The organism is Streptosporangium brasiliense (genome assembly GCF_030811595.1).
Classification (GTDB): domain Bacteria; phylum Actinomycetota; class Actinomycetes; order Streptosporangiales; family Streptosporangiaceae; genus Streptosporangium; species Streptosporangium brasiliense.
Window position 1 is genome coordinate 6,062,460 of sequence record NZ_JAUSRB010000002.1, and the last position, 22,481, is coordinate 6,084,940.

Genomic DNA, 22,481 nt, shown 5'->3' on the forward strand with positions numbered 1-22,481 from the left:
GTGGACACCGCCTCCGGGATTCCGGGCGGCGCCATCCTGTCCGCCTACGATCCCCCGGTCGCCATGGGCCCCGGTAACGGTGACATCAAGTGCGCCAGGGACATGGCGCCCGTCGGGACGGTGACGGCTGAGCCGCCGCTTGAAGCCGGCTCCCAGTCATCTCCCACCGTCTTGCAAGACGCACCGGCCACACTGCGCATGCTGATCTCGAGATCGACGGAGCATCACGTGCGCACGACGCGGATCATGCGGCGGCTGGTCCCGATCGCGGTCCCCAGGCTGTAGGGGCCGCTGAGCAGCGGTAAGTCCAGCACCGGAGGAGATTCATGCGGGACGGCACCGTCGGTGCGGGCAGCAGGCGTTCCGTCGAAGTGGCTCCGTTCGTAGTGCCGATCCATAGGTGGTTAAGGTGGAATTCCGGATTCTTGGTCCTTTGGAGGTTCACCACGACGGGGCCTCGGTCGACCTCGGCGGACCACGGCAGCGCGCCGTACTCGCCCGGCTCCTGGCCGCCGGTGGCGGGATCGTCTCCAGCGGCACGCTGATCGACGACCTGTACGGCGACGCCCCACCGCCGAGTGCGCTGCAGACGCTGCAGTCGTATGTGTCCAACCTGCGCCGGGTCATCGAGCCGCACCGTCCCCCGCGTGCCCAGCCCCGGCTGCTGATCGGGAGGGCGCCCGGGTATCTCCTCGCGGCGGCGGACGTCGACGCGATCCGCTTCACCGATCTGGTGAACCGCTCCGAGTCCCGCTCCACGGCTGAGGCGCTGGCTTCGCTGGACGAGGCATTGCGGCTGTGCCGAGGCACGCCGTACGGGGAGTTCTCCGACGAGATCTGGGCGGTCACCGAGGTGAACCGGCTGCGGGAGCTGCGGCTGGTGGCGATCGAACGGCGGGCGCAGACGCTGCTGGATCTCGGCCGTCCGCAGGCGCTGATTCCCGACCTGGAGGTGGAGACGGCCGCGAACCCGCTGCGCGAGCGGCTGTGGTGCCTGCTCGCGCTGGGCCTGTACCGCACCGGACGCCAGGCCGACGCGCTCGCCGTACTGCGTCACGCCGGGAAGGTGCTGGTCGATCAGCTGGGCCTGAACCCGGGACCGGAGCTGCGCGCTCTGGAGGCTGACATCCTCCGGCAGGTCGAGGCGCTCAGCCCGATCACCGTCGCCCAGGTCGACCTCACCCCTGCGGCTCACCCACTGCGCGGCCGGGAGGAGCAGTTCGCGAAGCTGGCCGCGCTACCGGTCCACGGCGGCCTGTCGCTGGCCACGGTGAGCGGTGAAGCCGGCATCGGCAAGACCTGCCTGCTGGAGGCGTTCGGTGACCGGTGCGCAGATCTCGGCCACCTCGTGCTCTGGGGGCGCTGCCACGACACGCAGGGCACGCCCGCCCTGTGGCCGTGGTCGCAGGTGCTCGGAGCGCTCGACCAGTGCCACCCGGCCCCCGACCGGCGGGCCATGGCCGGTCTGCTCGACGACGAGCGGCCCACCGGGTCCACCGACGCGGCACTGCTCCGCCGCAACCAGGCCATCGCGCAGTGGCTGGCCGCGGCCGCGGCCGACCGGCCCCTCGTCATCATCCTGGACGATCTGCAGTGGGCCGATCCGGCCTCGCTCGAACTGCTCAGAGACGTGATCACACTGCTCCGCGGGCGCGCGGACGCCGTCCCTCTCACGCTGGTGACGGCCCTGCGGGACACGGCCTTCCCCAACGAGTCCGCGCATGACGCGCTGGGCCGGCTCGCCCGCTACGACTTGCTGCGGATCCGGCTCACGGGTCTCGGCTCCGACGCCGTGCGGGCCGTCGCACGGGACATGGGCGCGGACATGGACGAGGAGGCCTCCCGCCGCCTGACCGACCAGACCGGTGGCAATCCGTTCTTCGTCCGGGAGACGGCCCGGCTGATGGTCCAGGGGCACACCCCCGACACGGTGCCCATGGCCGTCGCCGAGCTGGTCCGGCAGCGGCTCGCCGGGCTCGGGCCGCAGGCGGGGGAGGTCCTCGGCGTCGCCGCGGTGATCGGCCGGGACTTCGACCCCGCCGTCGTCGCGGAGGTCGCCCAGGCCGAGGCGTACCACCTCCTGGACCAGGCGGTCCAGGCCGGGCTGCTCGTGCCGCGCGCCACGCGGATGGCCTTCGCCCACGACCTGGTCCGCGAGGCCCTCGTCCGCGACATCCTCCCGCTGCGCAGAGCCGCGATCCACCGCGAGGTGATGACCGCCCTGTCGGCCCGGCCCGGCACCGACGTCGCCGTCATCGCCCATCACGCGGTGCAGGCCGGGCCGGCGGCGTACGGCGAGGCGGTGCGCTGGGCCTCGGCGGCGGCCGAGGAGGCGGGCCTGCGCCTGGCCTACGAGGAGGCCGCGACGTGGTGGAACCTGGCGATCAAGGCTCACGACTCCTCGGCGGGGGACCCCGACAAGCACGTGGAGCTGCTGCTGCGGCAGGTGCACGCGCTGCTGGAGGCCGGCGACGCCATCGGCGCGCGGCGGGTCAGGGCGGAGGCCGTACGGGCGGCCGGCCGGGCCGAGACGGACCCGGAACTCACCGCCCGCGCGCTGACCGCGCTCGGCGCCCCCGCCCTGTGGACGCTCCGCGACCCCTACGAGGCGGTCGAACTGCGGCTGGTGCACCGTTTCGAGATCGCGCTGCACGAGCTCCCCGGAGCGGACAGCCCGCTACGGGCCCGCCTGCTGGGCGGCCTGGCCCAGGAGTTCTACGACGGCAGCGACGACCCGCGCGGCCATGTCCTGTCCGCGCGGGCCGTCGCGATGGCCCGCCGCCTGGACGACCCCCTGCTGCTCATGCAGATGCTCAACGCCCGGCACCTGTCGCTGCCCCAGCCCCTGCACGTCCCCGAGCTGCTGAAGATCACCGATGAGATCCACGAGCTGGCCGTACGCAGCCGGATGCCGGGGTTCGAGCTGCTCGCCCAGATGATGTACACCCACAACAGGTTGGAGCTGGCCGACCTGCCCGGCGCCGACCGGGCGGCCGCCCGCTGCGAGGCGCTGCTGGAACGCCTCTCCCTTCCCTGGCCCCGTTTCCAGCACACCCTGTGGCAGGCCAACCGGCTCGCCCTGGCCGGCCGGTTCCACGACGCGGGGGCACTGCACGACCAGGCCGGACGGCACGCCGAGCGCATCGGCGTGTGGCACGCGCGCAAGGCGGTGGCCATGGGCCGCATCGCGATGCGCTGCGCGCAGGGCACCATGGCCGAGGCCGGGCCGCTGGTCGACGCGATCGCCGGCGTCCACCCGACCATGGAGCACGACGCCCGGATCCTGCACCTGTGCGCCCGGGGTGACCTCACGGAGGCACAGGCGCTGGCGGCCCGCGGCTGGACGGCTCCTCCCTTCGACTGGTCATGGCTGTCCATGACCTGCCTGCAAGGGGCGGCGCAGGCGAGGGTCGGCGATCTCACGGCCTGCCGCGAGACCTACGCCAGGCTGCTGCCCTACAGGGGACGGATCTCGGCGCTGTCGGCGGTGGTCTGCATGGGCCCGGTGGAGTGGTACCTGACCCTGCTCGCCGTCGCCATGGGCGACCGTGACGCGACCGGCCGGCACCTCGCCGGGCTCATGCGGCTGGCGGAGCGGAACGGGCTCACCTGGTGGCGCGACCGCGCCGAGGCCGGGCAGCAGATGCTGCGGCGGCTGTCGGCGGGCGCCTCCTACCAGCTCAGCAAGTGCTGAGCCCGCGGCGGGAGATCAGATCAGCGGGTCCCGAGCCCGCGGCGTGCGTGGGAGGAGGTCCAGCTCCACCTTCTGCCTGGGGCGCAACGTCACGGCGGGAAAAGGGGTGAAGGGCCCGGCGCCGCGCACCACCGGTCGGAAGCGGCGCAGGACGGCGGCGATGATCAAGGGAGCTTCCAGGTAGAACAGGTGCCGGCCGAGACACTGGTGCGGGCCGCCGCCGAACGGGAAGTAGGCGTAGCGGTGACGGCGCGTGGCGGCGCCGGGCGCGAAGCGTTCCGGGTCGAAGTCGGCCGGCCGGTCCCAGAACTCGTCCAGCCGGTGAGTGGCGTAGGGGCTGATCAGCAGTTGCGCGCCGGCTTCGATCCGCACTCCGCCGAGCTCGGCGGGTCCGACGGCCGTCCGCGACCAGAGCCAGGCCACCGGATACAGGCGGAGCAGCTCCTGCAGGACGCTCTTCGTGTAGCGGAGTTCCGGAACATGTGACGGGCGGACCGGGCCGGGGCCGACGACGCGGTCGATCTCGTCGACGAGCCGGGCGTACACCTCGGGGTGGTCCTTCAGCACCGGCCAGAGCCAGGTGAGGGCCGTCGCCGTGGTCTCGGTGGCCCCCACGTAGATCCCGACGAGGTCGTCCCGTATGCGCCGGTCCCCGTCCTGGTCAGCGGCGCGGGCCCGGCACAGGGCGGAGACGATGTCCGGCCCCTCGTCGTGCCCGGCCCGCGCCTTGGAGATCAGCGGGTACACGACTCCGTCCACCACCGCGGTGGCCGCCGTCACCGCCCGATCTCCCGGCACCCTCACCGAATACGGGATGGACGGCATGAGCAGTCGCAGCCCCATCGAAGTGGCGGCCGCGTCGAGCGCCGGCGCCAGCAGCTCACCGTCCGCGCGGGAGATCTTGTCCCCGAACAGAGCGCGGACGACGGCCCTGTTCACGATGGCGGCCATCTCCTCGGCGGCGTCGATCGGGCGCCCGGACCGGGCCACCTCGTCAAGCTCGTCCACGGACTCCGTGACGGCACCCGCCAGGCCCTCCGCCAGCGACGCCACATACCGTGCGGTGAACAAGGGCTGAAGGATCTTCCGGCTGGACTCCCACGCCGGCCCCTCTCCGATGACGGTGGTGCCGAGAACGCGCCGGAGCGGGCGCCAGAACATCCCCTCCCGCGCGAATTCGGACCAGCCGCCGCGCATGACCTGCTGCACGTGGTCGGGGTGGGTCACCAGGTAAGGCCGGAACGGTCCGAGACCGAGGCGGACCACCTCGCCCCGCGCCTCCCCGCCGATCTCGGCGAGCGCCTTCAACGGACCCCTCGCAAGCCTCCGCAGCACCCGGTGGAAAGGGATGGCCGCGGCCCGCCGGACCAGCGTGTCACCACCGTCATGGACGGACATCTTCTCTCCGCATCCTCGTCGTCGCCTCCCGGGAGACATCCACCGCCCGGGTCTTCTCACAGCACGAACATCCCGCTCAGCAGCACGTAGCAGAACATGTAGGTGTAGAGCATGTAGGTGCGGTGGTCGTCTCCGGCCCCGCGCAGCCGGATGACCCGCCAGGCGATCCTCCAGCACACGGTGGCGAGGAAGAACGCGCACACGGCGGCCGTGAGGGGTTCCCCCTCGGGCGCGTAGAGGACGGGCGCGAGCAGGAGCGGCATCGCGGCCATGACCACTGCCAGGTGACGCCGGGTCGCGTCCTCCCCGAACAGCAGGGGGAGCGTCCGGCGGCCCGCCAGCCGGTCGCCCGCCATGTCCCGCAGGTCCTGGACGTGCATCCCGGCGCCCCCGATGATCACCGATACGGCGAGGATCCACCGCCAAGCGGTGCCGTCCAGCGGACCGGCCGTCGTCCAGGCGGCGGCGAGCTGGACGATCGTGCCCAGGACCATGCACAGGTTCTTGGCGGGCCCCCAGCGGCTCCAGCCGGCGAAGTTGTGCAGGACCGTCACCGCCAGCCACGCGAACGTCCATCCGGGCACGCCGAGCAGGAGCCCCGTGACAGCGAACGCGGCCGTCGCCGCCCACCAGCGGAGCCACGCGCCCGCGACGGTCACCGCCCCGCTCGCCAGCGGCCGGTCCGGCTTGTTGACGCGGTCCTCCTCGACCCCGGAGATCTGGTTGGACACGCAGAAGGTGTAGAGGTACAGGAGCGCCCACACAGTGCTCCTCCCCGCGGCCGCCAGAGCGGAGGCCGGCGGCAGCCCGTGGTGGACGGCCGCCGCGCCCCCGAACAGCCAGACGGGGATGACCGTGCTGCTGAGATCCCGGTAGACGAACCGCCAGGTCACAACGGCCTCGTGGAGCACCCGGGAGAGCGCCGCCGGGCGGGCGGCGGGTCGGTGCGCCTGTCGCGAGCCGGCCGTCACCGCCTGTCCGCTTCCGCCCGAGAAAGTCATGGGTCGCCTCACCCCACCGGCTGCGGCGCATCCCGGCCCACGTAGGCCGGATAGCGGGTGAGCAGCCACAGGTAGATCACGCTCAGCGCCGTCGTGACCGTCCCGGCGGCGTGGTAGACCGGGGCGGCGAAGGCGTCCGACATCAGCGGCAGGAACATGAAGAAGTAGGCGTTCAACAGCACCAGGGCGATCGCGATCAGGAACGACTGTCCCTCGCGGCTGCGCCGCCTGAGCAGCAGGGGGATGTACCACACGATGGCGACGATGATCGTGGTGGAGAAGGTGAGCAGGAACAGCGGGTCGCCCAGGTGGGTGTAGACGAACCACAGCAGCACGATGACCGCCGCCTGCATCGCGGCGTAGGCGACGACGTACTGACGCGGGTCGAGGCCGGGGAAGAGTTCCCGGCGGCCGAACTTGAGCGTCTGGTAGTGGACCACGCACTCCAGCACGCTGAAGACCAGGAGAGCGGCCCAGAACATCTTGAACAGCCAGTGGTCCACCTCGTTGAACCAGTGGTCGAAGAGGACGACGAACAGCACGTCGTGCGCGAAGAAATACATGTTGGCGAACACCGGGACGGCGAATGTCCTGTGCCGGAATCCCAGCCGGATGCCCTCGATGTACAGCAGGTAGGCGCCGGTGTTGGCGATCGCCCCGGCCAAGAGCACCGTCGCCGGATGCGCGTCGATGTTGGTCAGCACTTCCGGGACCTGGTAGACGTCCATTTCCTCTTCCGATCCGGTGCGATCAGTCTTCTCGGGTCCGCGACCTGCGGATGTCGGCTCTGAGTTCCTGCGGCAGGGCGAACACGGTGGTCTCCCGCGTGGCGGCCACCTCCGACACGTCGGTGAACCCGTGGCCGGCCAGCCGGTCGAGCACGTCCTCGACCAGTCCGGCCGGGACCGAGGCGCCCGCCGTGACACCCACCGTGTCCGCCTCCAGCAGCCACGTCTCGTCGATCTGGTGGGCGAAGTCGACCAGGTACGCGGCACGGGCGCCCGCGCCGAGGGCCACCTCGCGCAGACGCAGCGAGTTCGAGGAGTTGCCCGAGCCCACGACGACGACCACGTCGCAGGAGGGCGCGATCTGCTTCACCGCCTGCTGCCGGTTCTGGGTGGCGTAGCAGATGTCGTCACTCGGCGGCGACTGCAGGAGCGGGAAGCGTTCCCTGAGCCGCTCCACCGCCTGCATCGTCTCGTCCACCGAGAGCGTGGTCTGCGACAGCCAGGCCACCTTCGCCGGGTCGCGGACCGTGACGCCGGCCACGTCCTGCGGGCCGTCGACCACGTGGATGCGGTCCGGCGCCTGACCGGTGGTGCCGACCACCTCCTCGTGCCCCTGATGCCCGATGAGGAGGATGTCGTAGTCCTCGGCGGCGAACCGGCGCGCCTCGTTGTGCACCTTGGTCACCAGCGGACAGGTCGCGTCGATGGTCCTCAGCGCCCGCGCGGCGGCCGAGGAGTGCACCTCCGGTGCCACGCCGTGCGCGGAGAAGACGACCACGGCGCCCTCGGGCACCTCATGGTTGTCCTCGACGAAGACGGCGCCGCGGGCCTTCAGGGTCTCGACCACGTGCCGGTTGTGCACGATCTCCTTACGTACGTAGACCGGTGGCCCGTACACGTCGAGGGCCTTCTCCACGGCCTGCACGGCGCGGTCCACACCGGCGCAGTAACCGTGCGGCCTGGCCAGTAGCACGCGCTTGGGACTCATCGTCCCCGCCTCCTTCACACACGGCTTCGAAGTCCGGTTCACAAGGTGGGAGAACCGGTTCACAAGGGTTCACAGGCTGATGAGGACGTCGTCGGGATGCGCGTGGCGGGCGAGCGCGCGCAGGATCTCCCGAATCTCCATGCTGATTCGAGCCGGTCGCGCCGGAGTGAGGGCTCGCGGATCTCCGGGTGCGCGTATATCGGCCAACACGGTCGTGCGCTTTCCTTTCGGCTCGCTCTTCGCGGTCGGGAAACGCCTGCAGATGCCGGGACCTCCGCGGATCTCACGGGGCCGGACGACCGGCACACGATCTCCCCGTGCGCTTGGGAACCGCTCAAGACGACTTGGGGCGGCCTGTGGGAGGAGGTCGCCGGCGGGCCGGTACGACGACGGGCAGCGCCGGCCCGCCGGAAGCTCCCGCCGACCGGTTCCGCCGGTGAGCCCGGTCCGTCCCCTTTCGGCGGCCGGGCGAGGAAGCGCTCCCGGTCACTCCAAGCGGTTCACAAGAACCGTAAGACAGCGTGACGCCGTCCCGTCATGCCCGGTTCTCGCCCTCCAGTGGGCCGCTCCCAGGAGACTCCCGATGTTTCTTGAGCACGGTAGAACGTCGACACCCGACATCCATGGCCGGATACCGTCCCCACGGCCGTGTGACACCCATCCCCGCCTCACCGCCCCCGTGGACGTGGACGAGCTGGTGCGCCCGGCTCTCCGCCAGGCCGTCGCCACCCTTCCCGAACCGGTCCGGCAGGTCGCGGACTACCATCTCGGCCTGTCCGGCGGCTCCGCCGTCGCCGCGGGCAAGGCGCTGCGTTCGGCGCTGGTGCTGGCCGGATGCCGTGCCGTCGGCGGAGACGTACGGCGCGCGGTCCCGGGCGCGGTGGCCGTGGAGCTGGTCCATGAGTTCTCCCTGCTGCACGACGACGTGATCGACGAGGACCGCGTGCGGCGGCACCGCCCCGCGGCGTGGGTGCGGTTCGGAACGGGCCAGGCCGTACTGGCCGGTGACGCCATGTGGGCACTGGCGCTGCGGACGCTGAGCCAGACGCACGACGCGGCGGCACTTGAGGTGCTGATCCGGACGCTGACCGACCTGATGCGCGGACAGAGCCAGGACGTGGCGTTCGCCAACCGCGGCGACATCACCGTCGAGGAGTACCGGTCGATGGCGGAGGGCAAGACCGGGGCGCTGCTCGGCGGGGCGTGCGCCATCGGAGCGCTCCTGGGCGGATCGTCGGCGGACCGCGCGGAGGAACTCGGGCGGTTCGGCCGGCACCTCGGGATCGCCTTCCAGTGCGCCGACGACGTGCTGGGCATCTGGGGCCGCGCCGAGCGCACCGGCAAGCCGGTGGGCAGCGACATCGCCGCGCGCAAGAAGACCTTCCCGGTGCTCGCCGCGCTGGCCCACCCGGGGGAGGCGGGCCGCTCCCTCGCCGAGATGTACCACCGGCCGCAGCCCCCGAGTCCGCAGGAGTGCGTGCTGATGACCGATCTGGTCGAACGGGCCGGCGGCCGGATCGAGGCCGAGGCGGAGGCGGAGACCCAGATCGGCGCCGCGCTGGCCTGTCTGGACCGCGCCGAGCCCGGCCCGGCGGCCCGCGCGGAACTGGCCATGATCGCGTCCTGGGCGGTGCGCCGTGACCGCTGAGACAGTCCCGCCCGCCGTGGGCGAGGGCCCGCCGGACCCGCGGTGGTCCGCCGTGGACGGTGTGCTCGCCGGAGCGGTGGACGCGCACGGCTCCATGGAGGTGCGGGCCGCGGCGGACGCCTCGGTGACCGCCGTCCAGCTGGTCGGCCACCTGCGGGCGTGGGCCGGCCGGATCGGCCTCCCGCTCGACCCTGGGGCGGCGGCGCTGTGCTCGCTGACCGCGGCCAACTGCACTCCGTGGCTGTCGGCGCCCGCCTGCTCCCCGACGGCCCGGACAGCGTTCTGGCTGCTCGCCCTCGACGCCTGGTCAGACGGTCCCGGCGGTGACGCCGCGGCCGTGGACGCCGGGGTGACGCGCTGCCTGGCGGTCGTCGACGGCAGGGCGCCCGGCGCCGACGATCCGCTGGCGGTCGCGCTGGCCGAGATCCGCGACGGCGTCCGCGGCGGGCCGTCGGGCGAGGCGGTGTACGGCTGGTGGCGCCGGGCCGCCACCGCATGCCTGGTGGGCACACGTTTCGAACGTCACGCGGCCGACGCCGTCGCACGCGGCGGCCGGCCCCCTCTCCTCGCGGAGTACCTGCACCACGCCACCGGCAGCATCGGCCTGGCCATGACGGTCACGGCGGCGTGGTCGGCCATGGAGGAGCCGGACCTGCCCGCCCGTCTCCCGGACCTGTGGCGTCCGCTGCGCGACGCCTCGGTCGCCGTCCGGCTCGCCAACGACCTGCGCGGACACGACCGGGAGCAGGCCGAGGGGACCCTAGACGCGCTCGCCCTGGGCTGCGCCCCACAAGACCTCGTCGAGCTGCTGGTGCGGCACGTGGACCGCTGCCGCCGGCGGCTCCGGCCACTGGCGGAGGTCTCCCCGGGCGCCGCCGCGGCCCTGGAGCGCCACCTGGTCTGGAGCGTCCGCATGTACCAGCGGTTCGACGCTGGTCACACCGGCTGAGCACCGGGCACCGGTCCGCGACCTCCGCAACACGCTTGTCCGCAACACGCTTGGAGGACAGATGCCAGACAGAACATCCCCGACTGCCGGGATCCGGCCCGCACCGTCGGCCGCCGACGCCGTGCTGGCCGGACTGACAGCCCATCCCCTGGGGGAGAACTCTCCGTCGATCTACGACACCGGGCGCGTGAACACGCTGGCCCCCTGGCTGCCCAACGCCGAAGGGAGGGTGCGCTTCCTGCTCTCCAGCCAGCAGCCGGACGGCACCTGGGGCGGCCCGGACGATTACGCCCTGATCCCGACGCTGAGCGCGACCGAAGCGCTGCTGACCGTCCTGCGGCGCCGGGACGCCTCCGCCGTCGAGCGCGGGCGGCTCGCCGCGGCCGCCGGCCGCGGCCTGTCCGCGCTGCGGACGCTGCTCCGTCGGAGCGATCCCGCGCGGCTGCCGGACACGGTGGCCGCCGAACTCATCGCCCCCGCGCTGACGGCTGAGGTGAACGCCCACCTCGACCGACTCGCCGACGACCCGGTCACCGGCCTTGACGGCTGGACCCGCGCCGCCCGGTTCGCCCCGCCGCCGGGCTCGGCCCCGGAGACCCTGGCCAAGGCCCGGGAGCACCTGCGCGTGAGCGGGGACGCACCCGCGAAGCTGTGGCACTCCCTGGAGATCATGGGCAGCCTGGCCCGCGCCGCGCGGTCGGTCCGGCCGGTCGGCGGCGCGGTCTCCTGCTCTCCGGCCGCCACCGCGGCGTGGCTGGGCGACCCGCCGGCCGACGAGCCGGCCTCGATCGCCTACCTGGAATCGGCGGGCGCCGATCATGACGGAGCGGTGCCGGGAACGTTCCCGCTCCAGGGGTTCGAGCGGATCTGGACCCTCGGGGCCCTGCTCGGAGCGGGTGTCGACATAAGCGTGCCGGCCTCCCTCGTCGCGGACCTGGAGCACGCCCTGGAGGCGGGTGCGATGGGCGGGGCGCCGGGCCTTCCCTCCGACGCCGACACCACCGGCGCGGGGCTGGCGACTCTGGCCCGGCTCGGCCGTCCGCGGGACCCGGCCTGCCTGTGGGAGTTCGAGCTGGAGGACCATTTCTGCTGCTGGCAGGGGGAGCGCACGCCGTCGCCCACGGCCAACGCCCATGTCCTGGAGGCGTTCGCCGAGCATGTCGCGCGGACCTCCGACGGCACCGGACGCCACCGCGCCGCGATGGCCAGGATCGTCGGATGGCTGGTGGGTGTCCAGCACCAGGACGGCTCCTGGTCGGACAAATGGCACGCCTCTCCCTACTACGCGACCGCCCACTGCGCGCTCGCCCTGGACCCGGTGACGGACGGCGGCGCCGGGGACGCGGTGCGCCGGGCGGTCGGGTGGACCCTCGCCACCCAGAACGCCGACGGCTCATGGGGGAGGTGGGGAGCCACCGGCGAAGAGACCGCCTACGCCGTTCACATCCTGCTGCGCACCCGGTCCGGGCGGGCCGACCCGCGGACGCGGCGGGCCGCCGCCCGTGGCCACGCCTTCCTGCGGGGCGAAGACCCCGACAGGCACCCTCCCCTGTGGCAGGCGAAGGAGCTGTACGCTCCGACGGCCATCTGCCGGGCCGTACGGCTGGCCGCCCTGCACCTCGCCGAGCAGAGCCGATTGATGTCGGATGTCTCGACGTCCTCGATCAAATGACCGGCCTTCGTCGGCGACCATGAAGGCCCGCCGCCAGGACTGAGGCCGCGGGTGGAGGTTCATCGCCGTCCCTCAAGGCCCCGCCGGCGCCGGACCCGCCTGTCACGGGTTGACGGACCGGCCGGATCTTGTCATGGATCCGCTGTACCGTCCAAGCGAGACCGACGAGAACAGGAGCGCCCATGAGCGAGATCGCCGCCCGCTACCGGACCCGTGCCGACATCTTCGCGGCCAAGGTGGCCGCCGTCAGGCCCGACCAGTGGTCCAACCCCTCCCCCTGCACCGAGTGGACCGCCAGAGACGTCGTCGGCCACATCGTCGAGATGCACGGCGCGATGCTCTATCCCCTCGGCAGGTCGCTCAGTCCCGCCCGCACCGTCGAGGAGGACCCGCTCGCCGCGTTCGCCTCGGCGCGCGCCGACGTCGAGGCCCTGCTCGCCGACCCCGCCGCCGCCGCGAGCGGGGTCGACAGCCCGGCCGGGCACGTCACCACCGAGCAGCACATCGACCAGGTCGTCAGCGCCGACATGGTCCTCCACGGCTGGGACCTCGCCCGTGCCACCGGGCAGGACGACACGATCGACCCGGCCGAGCTGGCGGCGATGTGGCCCGGCGTCCAGCAGATCCCCGACGAGCTGCGCATCCCCGGGGCCGTCCGTCCCGGCGTCGTCGTCTTCGGCCCCAAGGTCGAGGTTCCCGACGACGCCCCGCTCCAGCATCGCGTCCTCGGGCTCCTCGGCCGCGACCCCCACTGGTCCGCGTGACACGAGGGCGTCAGAGCGCTGCCGCCGGATCCGCCGCGGTCGGCCGCCGGGCGCGCGCCACACCCCGCCCGGCGGCGGCGCCGACCAGGTGAGGATCCGGCCGTACGGCGGACGGGAGCCGTCATTCACCGTCCGACGCGACGGCCGCCGGGATGCCAAGGATCAATCGAATGCATACTCCGGTGACATGTGCGCGACCGGCTGGTTCCGTAAAATGGCACAGACGGCGTGCGCCGATCACGCGTGGCGGCGCCGGCATCCGGTGACGGCCGGTGCGCCACGGTCCCGCCGGACGGGAAACGCGGGTCTCCTCCCATCGCGGACCTCCTCTCACCACGTGCGACACGACCAGGGAGATGACGAGATGACACGTCCTCCGCTCCCTCCGTTCACCCTCGAAACCGCCATCCAGAAAACCCGGCTGGCGGAAGACGCGTGGAACACCCGAGACCCCGAGAAGGTGGCGCAGGGCTACACGCCTGACTCCCGTTGGCGCAACCGCGCCGAGTTCGTCGACGGCCGCGACGAGATCATCGAGTTTCTCCGCCGGAAATGGTCGAGAGAGCTGGAATACCGGCTCATCAAAGAGCTGTGGGCTTTCGCGGGGAACCGCATCGCCGTGCGCTTCGCCTACGAATGCCATGACGACTCCGGAAACTGGTTCCGCTCCTACGGCAACGAGAACTGGGAGTTCGACGGGCAGGGCCTGATGCGCGTGAGACACGCCTCCATCAACGATCTTCTGATCAGGGATTCGGACCGCAAATACCATTGGCCCCTGGGGCGCCGCCCGGACGGCCATCCGGGACTGAGCGATCTCGGCCTCTGACGGCACCCGGTGTCCGGCCCGGACCCGCGCCAGCCTCCGGTCCGGGGGAGACGCCGAGGTCGGTTGGGCTTCACAAGCCGCGTTTCCTGCGCAACACTGCTCAATATCAGACATCTCTCGGCATATATCTCCATAATCCGCCTTAGAGCATGTCTTATTCGATATTCGCACCGTCTCCACTGTGCATGCGCGTCGCAGCCCACTCCCCTGGAGGACACCTGTGCGGACCACCACCCAGAACCCCCGTCCACGGCCGCGCCCCTGGCGCCGGCTCGCCGGCCGGCTCGCGCTCATCCTGACCGCCGGCACCTGCGGCCTGTCGGGGACAGCCTGGACCCCGGCGGGCGCGCTGGCCGCCGATCCGCCCGGCATGGCCGCCACCGTGGTGCCGGCGCCGGCTCACGTCGAATCCTCCACCGCCACCTTCACCCTCGGCGGTCAGGCCAGGATCTACGTGCAGGACGGCTCGCCGGAGGCCACGAAGATCGGTGAGTATCTCCGCGGCCTGCTCCGCCCGGCCACCGGCTACGCGCTGCCCCTCGCCACGTACTCGGCCGGCGTCTCGGGCGGCGTCTCGCTCCTGCTGTCCGGCGCCGACGCCGGTCTCGGGGACCAGGGCTACCGGCTGGAGGTGACCGGCACGGGCGTGACGCTGCGGGCGAACGCGCCCGCCGGCCTCTTCGCCGGAGTGCAGACGCTGCGGCAGCTGCTGCCCGCCGCGATCGAGCACCCGACCGTCCGGCCCGGACCGTGGACGGTGCCGGGCGGCATCATCACCGACCGGCCGCGCTTCCGGTATCGCGGCGCGATGCTCGACGTCGCCAGGCACTTCTTCGGCGTCGACGCCGTCAAGCGGTACATCGACGAGCTCGCCCTCTACAAGATCAACACACTGCACCTGCACCTCAGCGACGACCAGGGCTGGCGTGTCCAGATCGACTCCTGGCCCCGGCTGGCCGAGTACGGGGGCTCGACCCAGGTGGGCGGCGGCCCCGGCGGCCACTACACCAAGGCCCAGTACCGTGAGATCGTCGCCCACGCCCAGAGCCGCCACATCACGATCGTGCCGGAGATCGACCTGCCCGGCCACACCAACGCGGCCCTGGCCTCCTACGCCGAGCTGAACTGCGACGGCACGGCCCCGCCGCTCTACACCGGCACGGGGGTCGGATTCAGCTCGCTGTGCATCTCGAAGGAGATCACCTACCGGTTCGTCGAGGACGTCGTCCGCGAGCTGGCCGAGCTCACCCCCGGCCCCTACCTGCACATCGGCGGCGACGAGGCGCACGCCACCACCGACGCCGACTACGCCACCTTCATGAACCGGGTGCTGCCGATCGTCGCCAAGTACGGCAAGCGCGCCGTCGGCTGGAACGAGGTGACGAAGGTCGGCCCGCCGGTCTCCACGGTGCCGCAGTACTGGGGCACCGGCACGGCCAACACCTCGCTCGCCCAGGCGGTCCAGCGGGGGAACAAGGTCGTGATGTCGCCGGCGAACAAGACCTACATGGACATGAAGTACAACGCCTCCACCCCCATCGGGCTCACCTGGGCCGGATACATCGAGGTCCGCACCGCCTATGACTGGGACCCCGCCGCATACGTGACCGGCGTCCCGGAGGCGGCGGTCCTGGGCGTCGAGGCTCCGCTGTGGAGCGAGACGGTCAGGACGCTGAAGGACATCGAGTTCATGGCGTTCCCCCGTGTGGCCGCGGTCGCGGAGGTCGGCTGGTCCCCGCAGGCCGCCCGTGACTGGACCGGGTTCCGCGGCCGGCTCGCCGCCCAGGGGCCGCGCTGGGACATCCTGGGCGTGAACTACTACGCCTCGCAGCAGATCCCCTGGCCGGGCCGGGGCAACCTCGCCGCCTTCCGGCCGGTCACCGTCTCCAGCACCGAGGTCGACCGGCTCGGCGGAGCCAACGCCAACGACGGCGACGCCTCCACCCGGTGGTCCTCCGCCTACAGCGACCCGCAGTGGATCCGGATCGACCTCGGCTCGGTCCAGCGGATCGACCGCGCCGTCCTGAGGTGGGAGACCGCCTACGCCAGGGCGTACCAGCTGCAGGTCTCCGACGACGGCGCCGGCTGGCGTGACCTCTACGCCACCACCGCCGGCGACGGCGGGGTCGACGAGCTCACCGGGCTCAACGGCACCGGCCGCTACCTGCGCGTCAACACCACGGCCCGGGCGACCGGGTGGGGCGTCTCGCTCTACGAGATCGAGGCCTACGCGCCGAGCCCGTGACCGGCCGCGCCGGTCCGGCGGTCAGGCCGCCGGACCGGCAGGGCGCGGACCTCCCGGGTGACGGCTCCGCCGCACCGGAGAGGTCGCGCGTCATCCCCGGAGCAGGCGCACCTGGACCGGCCGCCCGTCCACGGTCTCGAACTCGACCACGGTCCGCCCGCCCTGCGCCCGCACCTCGCACGGCTGGTCGCCGTCCGCGCGCCAGCGTCCCTCCAGGGTCACCCGCATCCGGTGGGGATGGCTCGGGCTGGTCAGCCACGGCCGCGACCAGGGACTGTAGTGGCCGACGTACCGGCCGCGCTCGTACTGGTCGTGGTCGATCCCGCTGTAGAGCCGCAGATCGGGATCGCACACCGCCAGCACCAGGCCGTCGTCCCCGTCGTCCCTGGTCAGCACCATGGACGCCGTGTCGACCTTGCGGACCGGCCCCTCGGCCAGCTCCACGGGCGCGAAGACCGCGTAACCGGTGATCCCGGTCGCCCGGTCGCGCACCACGTGCGCGGAGGTGTCGGCGCGCAGCACGGCGTACGGCGCGCGCGCCGGGTCGGCCATCGCCTCGGCGAACGCGGCCATCCGCTCGGGGGTGGTGTTGACGACCATGGCGTAGCAGTAGCTCCCGCCCCGGGGCGCGGCGCCGTGCTTGATCCAGGCGGTCGCGAAGTCGCCGCTGGTCGGGGCCTCGGTGGCGTTGTCGCGCGAGCTCTGGGTGGAGCGCGTCAGGCCGACCCGCTGCCCGGCCGCCAGGTGGTAGCCGATGCCCTTGTCGTCCAGCAGCCAGCGCGGCGTGAGATCCGGCGCGTCGTGCGGGAAGGCCGTGATCGGCTCGGTCCCGTCGACGTAGGTGGGGGCCGCCTGGCTGGGCAGGCGGGTCTGGAAGAGCGTGGTCTCGGTCTCCCGCCGGGAGCCGTTCTCGATCCCGGTGCCGACGGCCACGATCCGGTCGTCGAACAGGAAGACCGATTTCAGCGCGCGGTGCGAGCCCTCGTACTTCGGGTGCTCGCGCAGTTCCATCGCGAACATGCCGTTGCGGCCGTCGATGGTGTGCGCCCCGCCGAAGCGCGAGTCGGTGAGCAGCATCTCCTCGATGGCGCCGGTCAGGTCTCCCCGCAGCTCCTCCAGCGGCCGGTGGACGACGGTCGTGCCCGGCCTGCGGTTCCAGTCCCAGCCCGCCTGGGCATAGCCGCTGTCGGCGTTGTTGACCGGGTCGCCCCGGTGCAGCACCTGGATCTGGCCGTAGGTGTTGTAGCGGCCGTACCAGTTCGCGCCGTGGTAGATCTCGGTGCTCCACAGGTAGCGGTTGTGCCCGCGTACCGTGACCTGCCAGTTCTCCCGCCGGTGCACGGCCAGGGCGGCGTAGTTGATTGTCCAGTTGCCGGTGGGGTCGGCCTCGGCGACGATGCCGCGCGCGGCCAGCTGGGCGGCGACCCGCTTCTGCTGGGCGCTCGGCGCGGCGGGCAGCAGGCGCAGGAACGCGGCGGCGATCTCGGGGTCCACCTCGCTCGAACCGTCGGGGGTGCCGGAGATCGCCAGCCACTGGTAGGGCACGGGCGACAGGGCGGTCAGCCCGCTGGGGTTGCGCCCGCTGATCGAGATGGGCCAGTGGTTCTTGTTGGCGTACAGGCGCATGGTGAGCACCGCCCGCTTGAGCGAGGCGTGCGAGTCGGGGGCCAGCCGGAACACCCCGCCGCTGAGCACGTAGACCAGCGGGGCCAGCCCGGTGAAGCCGTCGCGGGCGTAGTCGGGGAAGAACCCGACGTGGTGGAAGGTGGCCCCGTCCGTCTTGAGCCCGTCCTGGATGCCCGCGCTGGGCAGCAGCGCCCGGTTCAGCCAGCCGCGCAGCGCCCGCAGGTAGGCGATCTGCCCGGCCTCGGTGTCGCCCAGCAGCACGGCCGCGAGCATCCCCCGCAAGGTGGTGTTGAGGATGTCGGCGACGCTGCCGTAGGCCCTGCGGTGCTCCCAGCTCAGGAAGATCCGGCCGAGCCCGCTCAGCCAGGCCAGATCGGCGCGGACCTGCTCGAACAGCCCGGCCTCGCGCAGCGCGTCCTTCATGAGGTAGACCGAGTCGTAGTAGCCGCGCGCGTCGTAGCCCAGGTGGTGGATGGTGCCCTGGCAGCTGCCCCGGGTCCAGCCCTGGTCGCGCAGGTGGACGATCATCCGGGTGTAGAGGGCGGCGAGCGCCGGCTTGTGCGCCGGGCCGGCCGAGGCGAAGGCCAGCGCCACGGTCCTCATCAGGTCGGTGTAGGCGCGCAGCGTCACCGCGTTGACGAACGTCTTGAGCTCGGCGGCGATCTCCGGCGGGTAGATCTGCGACTGGTAGGAGAAGACCGGGCGGCCCACCCCGCTCGCGGACGCCTCGGGGACGCCGAGCGCGGCGACCTGACCGGTGAGCGCGGCCACCGAGGCGTCGTCCACCTTCACCGGCGAGAAGAGGTACTCGTCCCGGTAGCGGGCGACCAGCGCGCGCAGCGAGGCCGTCTCCTCCGCCGACGGCGCGGCCGTGTCCGGCCGGACCCTGGTCAGCAGGTCGTCGTAGCGGTGCAGCGCCTGCCAGTGCTGGTTGTCGTAGTACTCGCCCTCCTTGGCGATGTCCGGCACCTGGGCGTCACGGGTGGGGGCGTCCGGCCGCAGCGCCACGTTGAGCATGAGCTGGTCGAGATGGAGCGTCCCGGCGCGGCCGGGCGCGATGATCCGCAGCGTGTCCATGCCGGGATGCGGCCGGCCGTGCATGTCGTAGTCGTAGCGGACCCAGGCCGTCCGCCAGCCGGTGAAGCCGAGCCGGAACTCGAACCAGGCGTCGGTCCGCTCCCCCCGGCCGAACTCGAAGCGGACCACGTCGTCCACCGGGGTCTCGTTGAAGATCCAGACCGAGAAGGTGTCCACGGTCCCCTGCCAGGCCTGGTCGTCCATCGGCCGGTAGGGGTCGGGGGCGAAGCCGATGGGGGCGGTGACGGTGATCGTGGAGCTGCGGCCGTGCTCCCAGCGGAGCGAGTGGCTCCCGCAGATCGCGGCCCGGTCGGTGATGCTCAGCGTCGAGCCCGGCCCGGCGGTCAGCTGCGGGGGGACGGCGGTCTCCAGCAGGAAGACCGGCGGGCTCATGGCCAGGGCCCGCTGTTCCAGGTCCCCGGCCACGGCGGCGGACGCCGTACCGGGCCGCAGGAACACCGCTCCCGCCACACCCGCCGCCCCGGTCCTGAGCGCGGCCCTACGCGTGATCTCCAGCACAGCCCCTCCTTCGGATCGGATCAGCCGTATCCAATGCGAGGCAAAAGTGATGAATAAAGAAGTAATTCAAGATTTTTTATGACCGGTTCCCCTGGCCGGCCGGGAAAAACCGCCTGTTCCACAGGATTCATCCCTAATTCATTGCGTTGACTTAGGGATGACTCTCCCTCCAGGATTCCGACATCCACCCCCTCCCCAGGAGTGTTCGATGAACGGATCCCTCCCTCGCCGCCGGGTGCTCAGGGCCGTGGCCGCCGTGACCGCGGCCGGCCTGCTCGGCCTCGCCGCCGCCTGCGGCGCCGGCTCCACCGGCGAAGCCTCCGACGAGCTCGTCTACTGGTCGATGTGGAAGGCGGGTGAGCCCCAGGCCAAGGTGCTGGAATCGGCCATCGGCTCCTTCACCGAGGAGACCGGCGTCAAAGTCAAGGTCGAGTGGAAGGGGCGCGACGTCGCCAAGCAGCTCGCCCCCACGCTCAACACCAGGAACGTCCCCGCCGACCTGGTCGACTCCGCCGACCGCTTCGTGAAGTCGACCTTCTTCGCCACCGGGCAGGGACTGGACCTCTCCCCGGTGTACGACCTGGAGATCCCGGGCGAGAGCGGCAAGAAGGTCGGCGACGTGATCGCTGCCAAATACCGCGAGTACGCCACCACGGAGGGCAGGGCCTGGCTGGTGCCCTACGAGGTGCTGGCCGAGCAGATCTGGTACGACGGCGGCACGCTCCAGGACGTGGCCGCCGCGCCCCCGAAGACCTGGGACGACTTCGTCTCGCTGCTGGCCGCGCGGAAGGCCGCGCGGGGCGACGGGCCGCTGGCGCTGGACGCCGACATCGCCGACTACTCGGCCTTCTGGACCTACCACGCGGTCCTGCGCGACCTCGGGCCCGGCGCGTTCGGCGCCGCCGCGACCGACACGACCGGCGCCAAGTTCGACGACCCGGCGTTCGTGGCCGCGGTCCAGAAGATCGAGAAGCTCGTCAAGGACGGCTACTTCGTCAAGGGCTACGACGGCAGCAAATACCCGGCCGTCCAGCAGAAGTGGGCCGCCGGCGGCGCCGACTTCCTGCTGCTGGGCACCTTCGCGCCGAGCGAGACCAAGCCGTCGGCCAAGGAGGGCTTCCAGTACCGTTCCTTCCCCTTCCCCGCCGGTGCCAGGGGCGAGCAGACCCAGGAGATCTCACTGATCGGGTTCGCGATCCCGGCCAGGGCCAGGAACGCCGAGGCGGCCAAGAAGTTCATCGCCTACTTCATGAACAGGGAACGGCTGTCGAAGATCGCCACCGAGGCGGACAACATCACGCCGCGGACCGACGTCGAGGCGCCCGCCATGCTGGCCGACGTGAAGAAGACGCTGGACACCGCGCGGACCCACCCGGCGCTCGACGGGGTGAAGATGGACCACACCGACTGGTACACCAAGGTCTTCCAGCCGGCCAACACCGAGCTGATCACCGGCAAGGTCTCCGCGGCCGAGTTCGTGGCCAAGCTCAAGAGCACCTCGGTCGACTTCTGGAAGCTCAACGGCTGATGGCCGCGACCGCCGTCCGCGCGACGGAGCCCACCCGGAGGCAGCCGGCCGCCCCCGCGGAGCGCGGCAGCCCGCTCACCCGGGGGAGGCGGCGGCTGTTCTGGCCGTTCGTCGTCCCCGCGCTCGTCCTCTACGTCGTCTTCTACGTCCTGCCGGCGCTCGCCACCGGCTGGATCAGCCTCAACAAGTGGGCCGGGGCCGGGCCGATGGAGTTCGCCGGGCTCGACAACTACCGGCGGCTGCTGCTCGACCCGGTCTTCCAGGACTCCTTCGCCAACACGCTGACGATCCTCTTCGTCGTCGGCGGCGCGACCTTCGCGCTCAGCTTCCTGCTGACGATGATCCTGCGCGACATGGCGGGGCGTAAGGCGGTCCGGGCGATCATCTTCTTCCCCAACATCGTCTCCGGCATCGTGCTGTCGATCCTGTGGGGCTTCCTCTTCCAGGCCGAGGGGGTCGTCAACCAGGCGCTGCGGGCCTTCGGCGTGGACAGCCCGCCGAACTGGCTGGGCACCGACAACCTCTTCTCCGTCATCATGATCGGCCTGGTCTGGGTGCAGACCGGGTTCTTCACCACGATCCTGATGGCCGCCGTGGACCGCATCCCGAAGGACCTCTACGAGGTGTGCGACCTGGAGGGCGCCAACGCCTGGCAGCGGTTCCGGAACGTGACGCTCCCGCTGATGTGGGACGTCGTCGGGGTCTGCGCGGTGCTCTGGAGCATCAGCGCGATCAAGATCTTCGAGTTCATCTACGCCTTCGCGGGCGCGGCGGGCCAGCTCCCGCCGACCAAGGTGTGGAACACCGCCCTGTACGCCTACGCCGAGGCGTTCGCCAGCGGCGTGCCCAAGTACGGCTCCGCCGCCGCGACCGGCATGGTCATGCTCGCCCTGGTCGGCGTGCTGGTCGTGCTGCTGCGCCGGCTCTTCCGCCGTGACCCGGTCCAGTTCTGAAAGGGGACTCCCATGGCCACGACCCGTAGGTTCCCCGGCCCGTCCAAGCTGCTCGGCGCGCCGCTGGCGTGGCTGTTCGCCCTGTTCAGCGTGGCCGTCGCGGGATGGATGCTGCTGACCTCGCTCAAATCCACCCGCGCGATCTTCGCCGAGCCCTGGTCGCTGCCGACCAGCCCGCAGTGGGACAACTACGCCCGCGCGTGGACCGCCAGCGACTTCGCCGGGGCCACCCTCAACACGGTGGTCCTGGTGGTCGGCACGGCGGTCGCCACGATCGCGCTGTCGGCCCCCGCGGCCTACGCGCTCAGCCGGATCCTGACCCGCTGGAACAGCGGCATCACCGCGTTCTTCGCGCTCGGCCTGGGCATCCCCGCGCAGGTCATCATCCTGCCGCTGTATGTGATGATGAACGAGCTCTACCTCGTCGACAGCCTGACCGGTCTGTGGATCCTCTACGTCGCGACCTCGATGCCGTTCACGGTCTTCTTCCTGACCGGCTTCTTCGGCTCGCTGCCCAGGGAGCTGGAGGAGGCCGCGGCACTCGACGGGGCCTCCGCCAACCGGACCTTCTGGCAGATCATGCTGCCGCTCGCGCGCAGCGGCATCATCACCGCGATGATCCTCAACATCATCCAGCACTGGGGCGAGACGCTGTTCGGCCTGATCTTCCTGCAGAGCGAGGAGAAGGCCACGCTCTCCCTGGCCCTGCTGGGCTTCCTGCAGCGGATGCAGTACAACGGCGCCGACTGGGGCGGCCTGTTCGCCGGGGTCTGCACGGTCGTGCTGCCCGTCCTCGCCTGCTATATCTGGCTCGGCCGACGGATCATCGAGGGCATGACCCTCGGTTCAGTGAAATGAGGGC

16 protein-coding genes are annotated in these 22,481 nt (G+C 71.7%); 11 read left to right on the forward strand and 5 right to left on the reverse strand.

Annotation, left to right across the window (positions count from 1 at the left end; all coding sequences use genetic code 11):
• On the forward strand, window positions 1-285 hold the full coding sequence (locus J2S55_RS36110; RefSeq protein ID WP_306870287.1) for a hypothetical protein: 285 nt from the start codon (window positions 1-3) through the stop codon (window positions 283-285).
• A gap of 148 nt (window positions 286-433) precedes the next feature.
• The gene (locus tag J2S55_RS36115; RefSeq protein WP_306870289.1) at window positions 434-3,694 is read left to right on the forward strand and encodes an ATP-binding protein; all 3,261 of its coding nucleotides are present in this window, start codon (window positions 434-436) and stop codon (window positions 3,692-3,694) included.
• A gap of 15 nt (window positions 3,695-3,709) precedes the next feature.
• On the opposite strand, the gene J2S55_RS36120 is transcribed toward J2S55_RS36115, so the two are convergent.
• The 4 genes from J2S55_RS36120 to J2S55_RS36135 are packed head-to-tail and all read right to left on the reverse strand — an operon-like array spanning window position 3,710 to window position 7,809.
• Window positions 3,710-5,092 carry a cytochrome P450 gene (locus J2S55_RS36120; RefSeq protein WP_306870292.1) on the reverse strand — a complete coding sequence of 461 codons (1,383 nt, stop codon included), beginning with the start codon at window positions 5,090-5,092 and terminating at the stop codon, window positions 3,710-3,712.
• 56 nt (window positions 5,093-5,148) lie between these two features.
• Window positions 5,149-6,093 (reverse strand): UbiA family prenyltransferase, encoded by a 945-nt coding sequence (locus tag J2S55_RS36125; protein WP_306870295.1) that lies wholly within the window; start codon window positions 6,091-6,093, stop codon window positions 5,149-5,151.
• 8 nt (window positions 6,094-6,101) lie between these two features.
• Window positions 6,102-6,821, reverse strand: coding sequence for a hypothetical protein (locus J2S55_RS36130; RefSeq protein WP_306870297.1), 720 nt, complete (start codon window positions 6,819-6,821; stop codon window positions 6,102-6,104).
• Window positions 6,822-6,843: 22 nt separating this feature from the next.
• A complete protein-coding gene (locus J2S55_RS36135) occupies window positions 6,844-7,809 on the reverse strand; it encodes a 4-hydroxy-3-methylbut-2-enyl diphosphate reductase (RefSeq protein ID WP_306870300.1) in 966 nt (321 codons plus the stop codon).
• A 679-nt stretch (window positions 7,810-8,488) separates the two neighbouring features.
• On the opposite strand from J2S55_RS36135, the gene J2S55_RS36140 reads away from it, so the two are divergent.
• The 6 genes from J2S55_RS36140 (at window position 8,489) to J2S55_RS36165 (ending at window position 15,916) form a co-directional block, all read left to right on the forward strand.
• Window positions 8,489-9,457, forward strand: coding sequence for a polyprenyl synthetase family protein (locus tag J2S55_RS36140; protein WP_306870302.1), 969 nt, complete (start codon window positions 8,489-8,491; stop codon window positions 9,455-9,457).
• Window positions 9,447-10,406 carry a terpene synthase family protein gene (locus J2S55_RS36145; protein ID WP_306870304.1) on the forward strand — a complete coding sequence of 320 codons (960 nt, stop codon included), beginning with the start codon at window positions 9,447-9,449 and terminating at the stop codon, window positions 10,404-10,406. Before J2S55_RS36140 ends, J2S55_RS36145 begins: the two co-directional genes overlap by 11 nt.
• 61 nt (window positions 10,407-10,467) lie before the next feature.
• Window positions 10,468-12,078 carry a prenyltransferase/squalene oxidase repeat-containing protein gene (locus tag J2S55_RS36150; protein ID WP_306870306.1) on the forward strand — a complete coding sequence of 537 codons (1,611 nt, stop codon included), beginning with the start codon at window positions 10,468-10,470 and terminating at the stop codon, window positions 12,076-12,078.
• 182 nt (window positions 12,079-12,260) lie between these two features.
• Window positions 12,261-12,842, forward strand: coding sequence for a TIGR03086 family metal-binding protein (locus tag J2S55_RS36155; protein WP_306870309.1), 582 nt, complete (start codon window positions 12,261-12,263; stop codon window positions 12,840-12,842).
• 364 nt (window positions 12,843-13,206) lie between these two features.
• Window positions 13,207-13,671, forward strand: a complete 465-nt coding sequence (locus J2S55_RS36160) for a nuclear transport factor 2 family protein (RefSeq protein ID WP_306875711.1) — start codon at window positions 13,207-13,209, stop codon at window positions 13,669-13,671.
• Window positions 13,672-13,891: 220 nt separating this feature from the next.
• Window positions 13,892-15,916 (forward strand): family 20 glycosylhydrolase, encoded by a 2,025-nt coding sequence (locus tag J2S55_RS36165; protein ID WP_306870312.1) that lies wholly within the window; start codon window positions 13,892-13,894, stop codon window positions 15,914-15,916.
• A gap of 90 nt (window positions 15,917-16,006) precedes the next feature.
• Here the strand turns inward: J2S55_RS36165 and J2S55_RS36170 are convergent, their stop codons facing one another.
• The gene (locus J2S55_RS36170; RefSeq protein ID WP_306870315.1) at window positions 16,007-19,138 is read right to left on the reverse strand and encodes a chondroitinase family polysaccharide lyase; all 3,132 of its coding nucleotides are present in this window, start codon (window positions 19,136-19,138) and stop codon (window positions 16,007-16,009) included.
• A 208-nt stretch (window positions 19,139-19,346) separates the two neighbouring features.
• On the opposite strand from J2S55_RS36170, the gene J2S55_RS36175 reads away from it, so the two are divergent.
• The 3 genes from J2S55_RS36175 to J2S55_RS36185 are packed head-to-tail and all read left to right on the forward strand — an operon-like array spanning window position 19,347 to window position 22,477.
• Window positions 19,347-20,666: an ABC transporter substrate-binding protein gene (locus J2S55_RS36175; protein WP_306870319.1), complete on the forward strand. Its 1,320-nt coding sequence runs from the start codon at window positions 19,347-19,349 to the stop codon at window positions 20,664-20,666.
• Complete coding sequence (locus J2S55_RS36180; RefSeq protein ID WP_306870321.1) at window positions 20,666-21,619, forward strand: carbohydrate ABC transporter permease; 954 nt, start codon at window positions 20,666-20,668, stop codon at window positions 21,617-21,619. Before J2S55_RS36175 ends, J2S55_RS36180 begins: the two co-directional genes overlap by 1 nt.
• Window positions 21,620-21,631: 12 nt before the next feature.
• Window positions 21,632-22,477, forward strand: coding sequence for a carbohydrate ABC transporter permease (locus J2S55_RS36185; protein WP_306870323.1), 846 nt, complete (start codon window positions 21,632-21,634; stop codon window positions 22,475-22,477).
• Window positions 22,478-22,481: the final 4 nt, after the last annotated feature.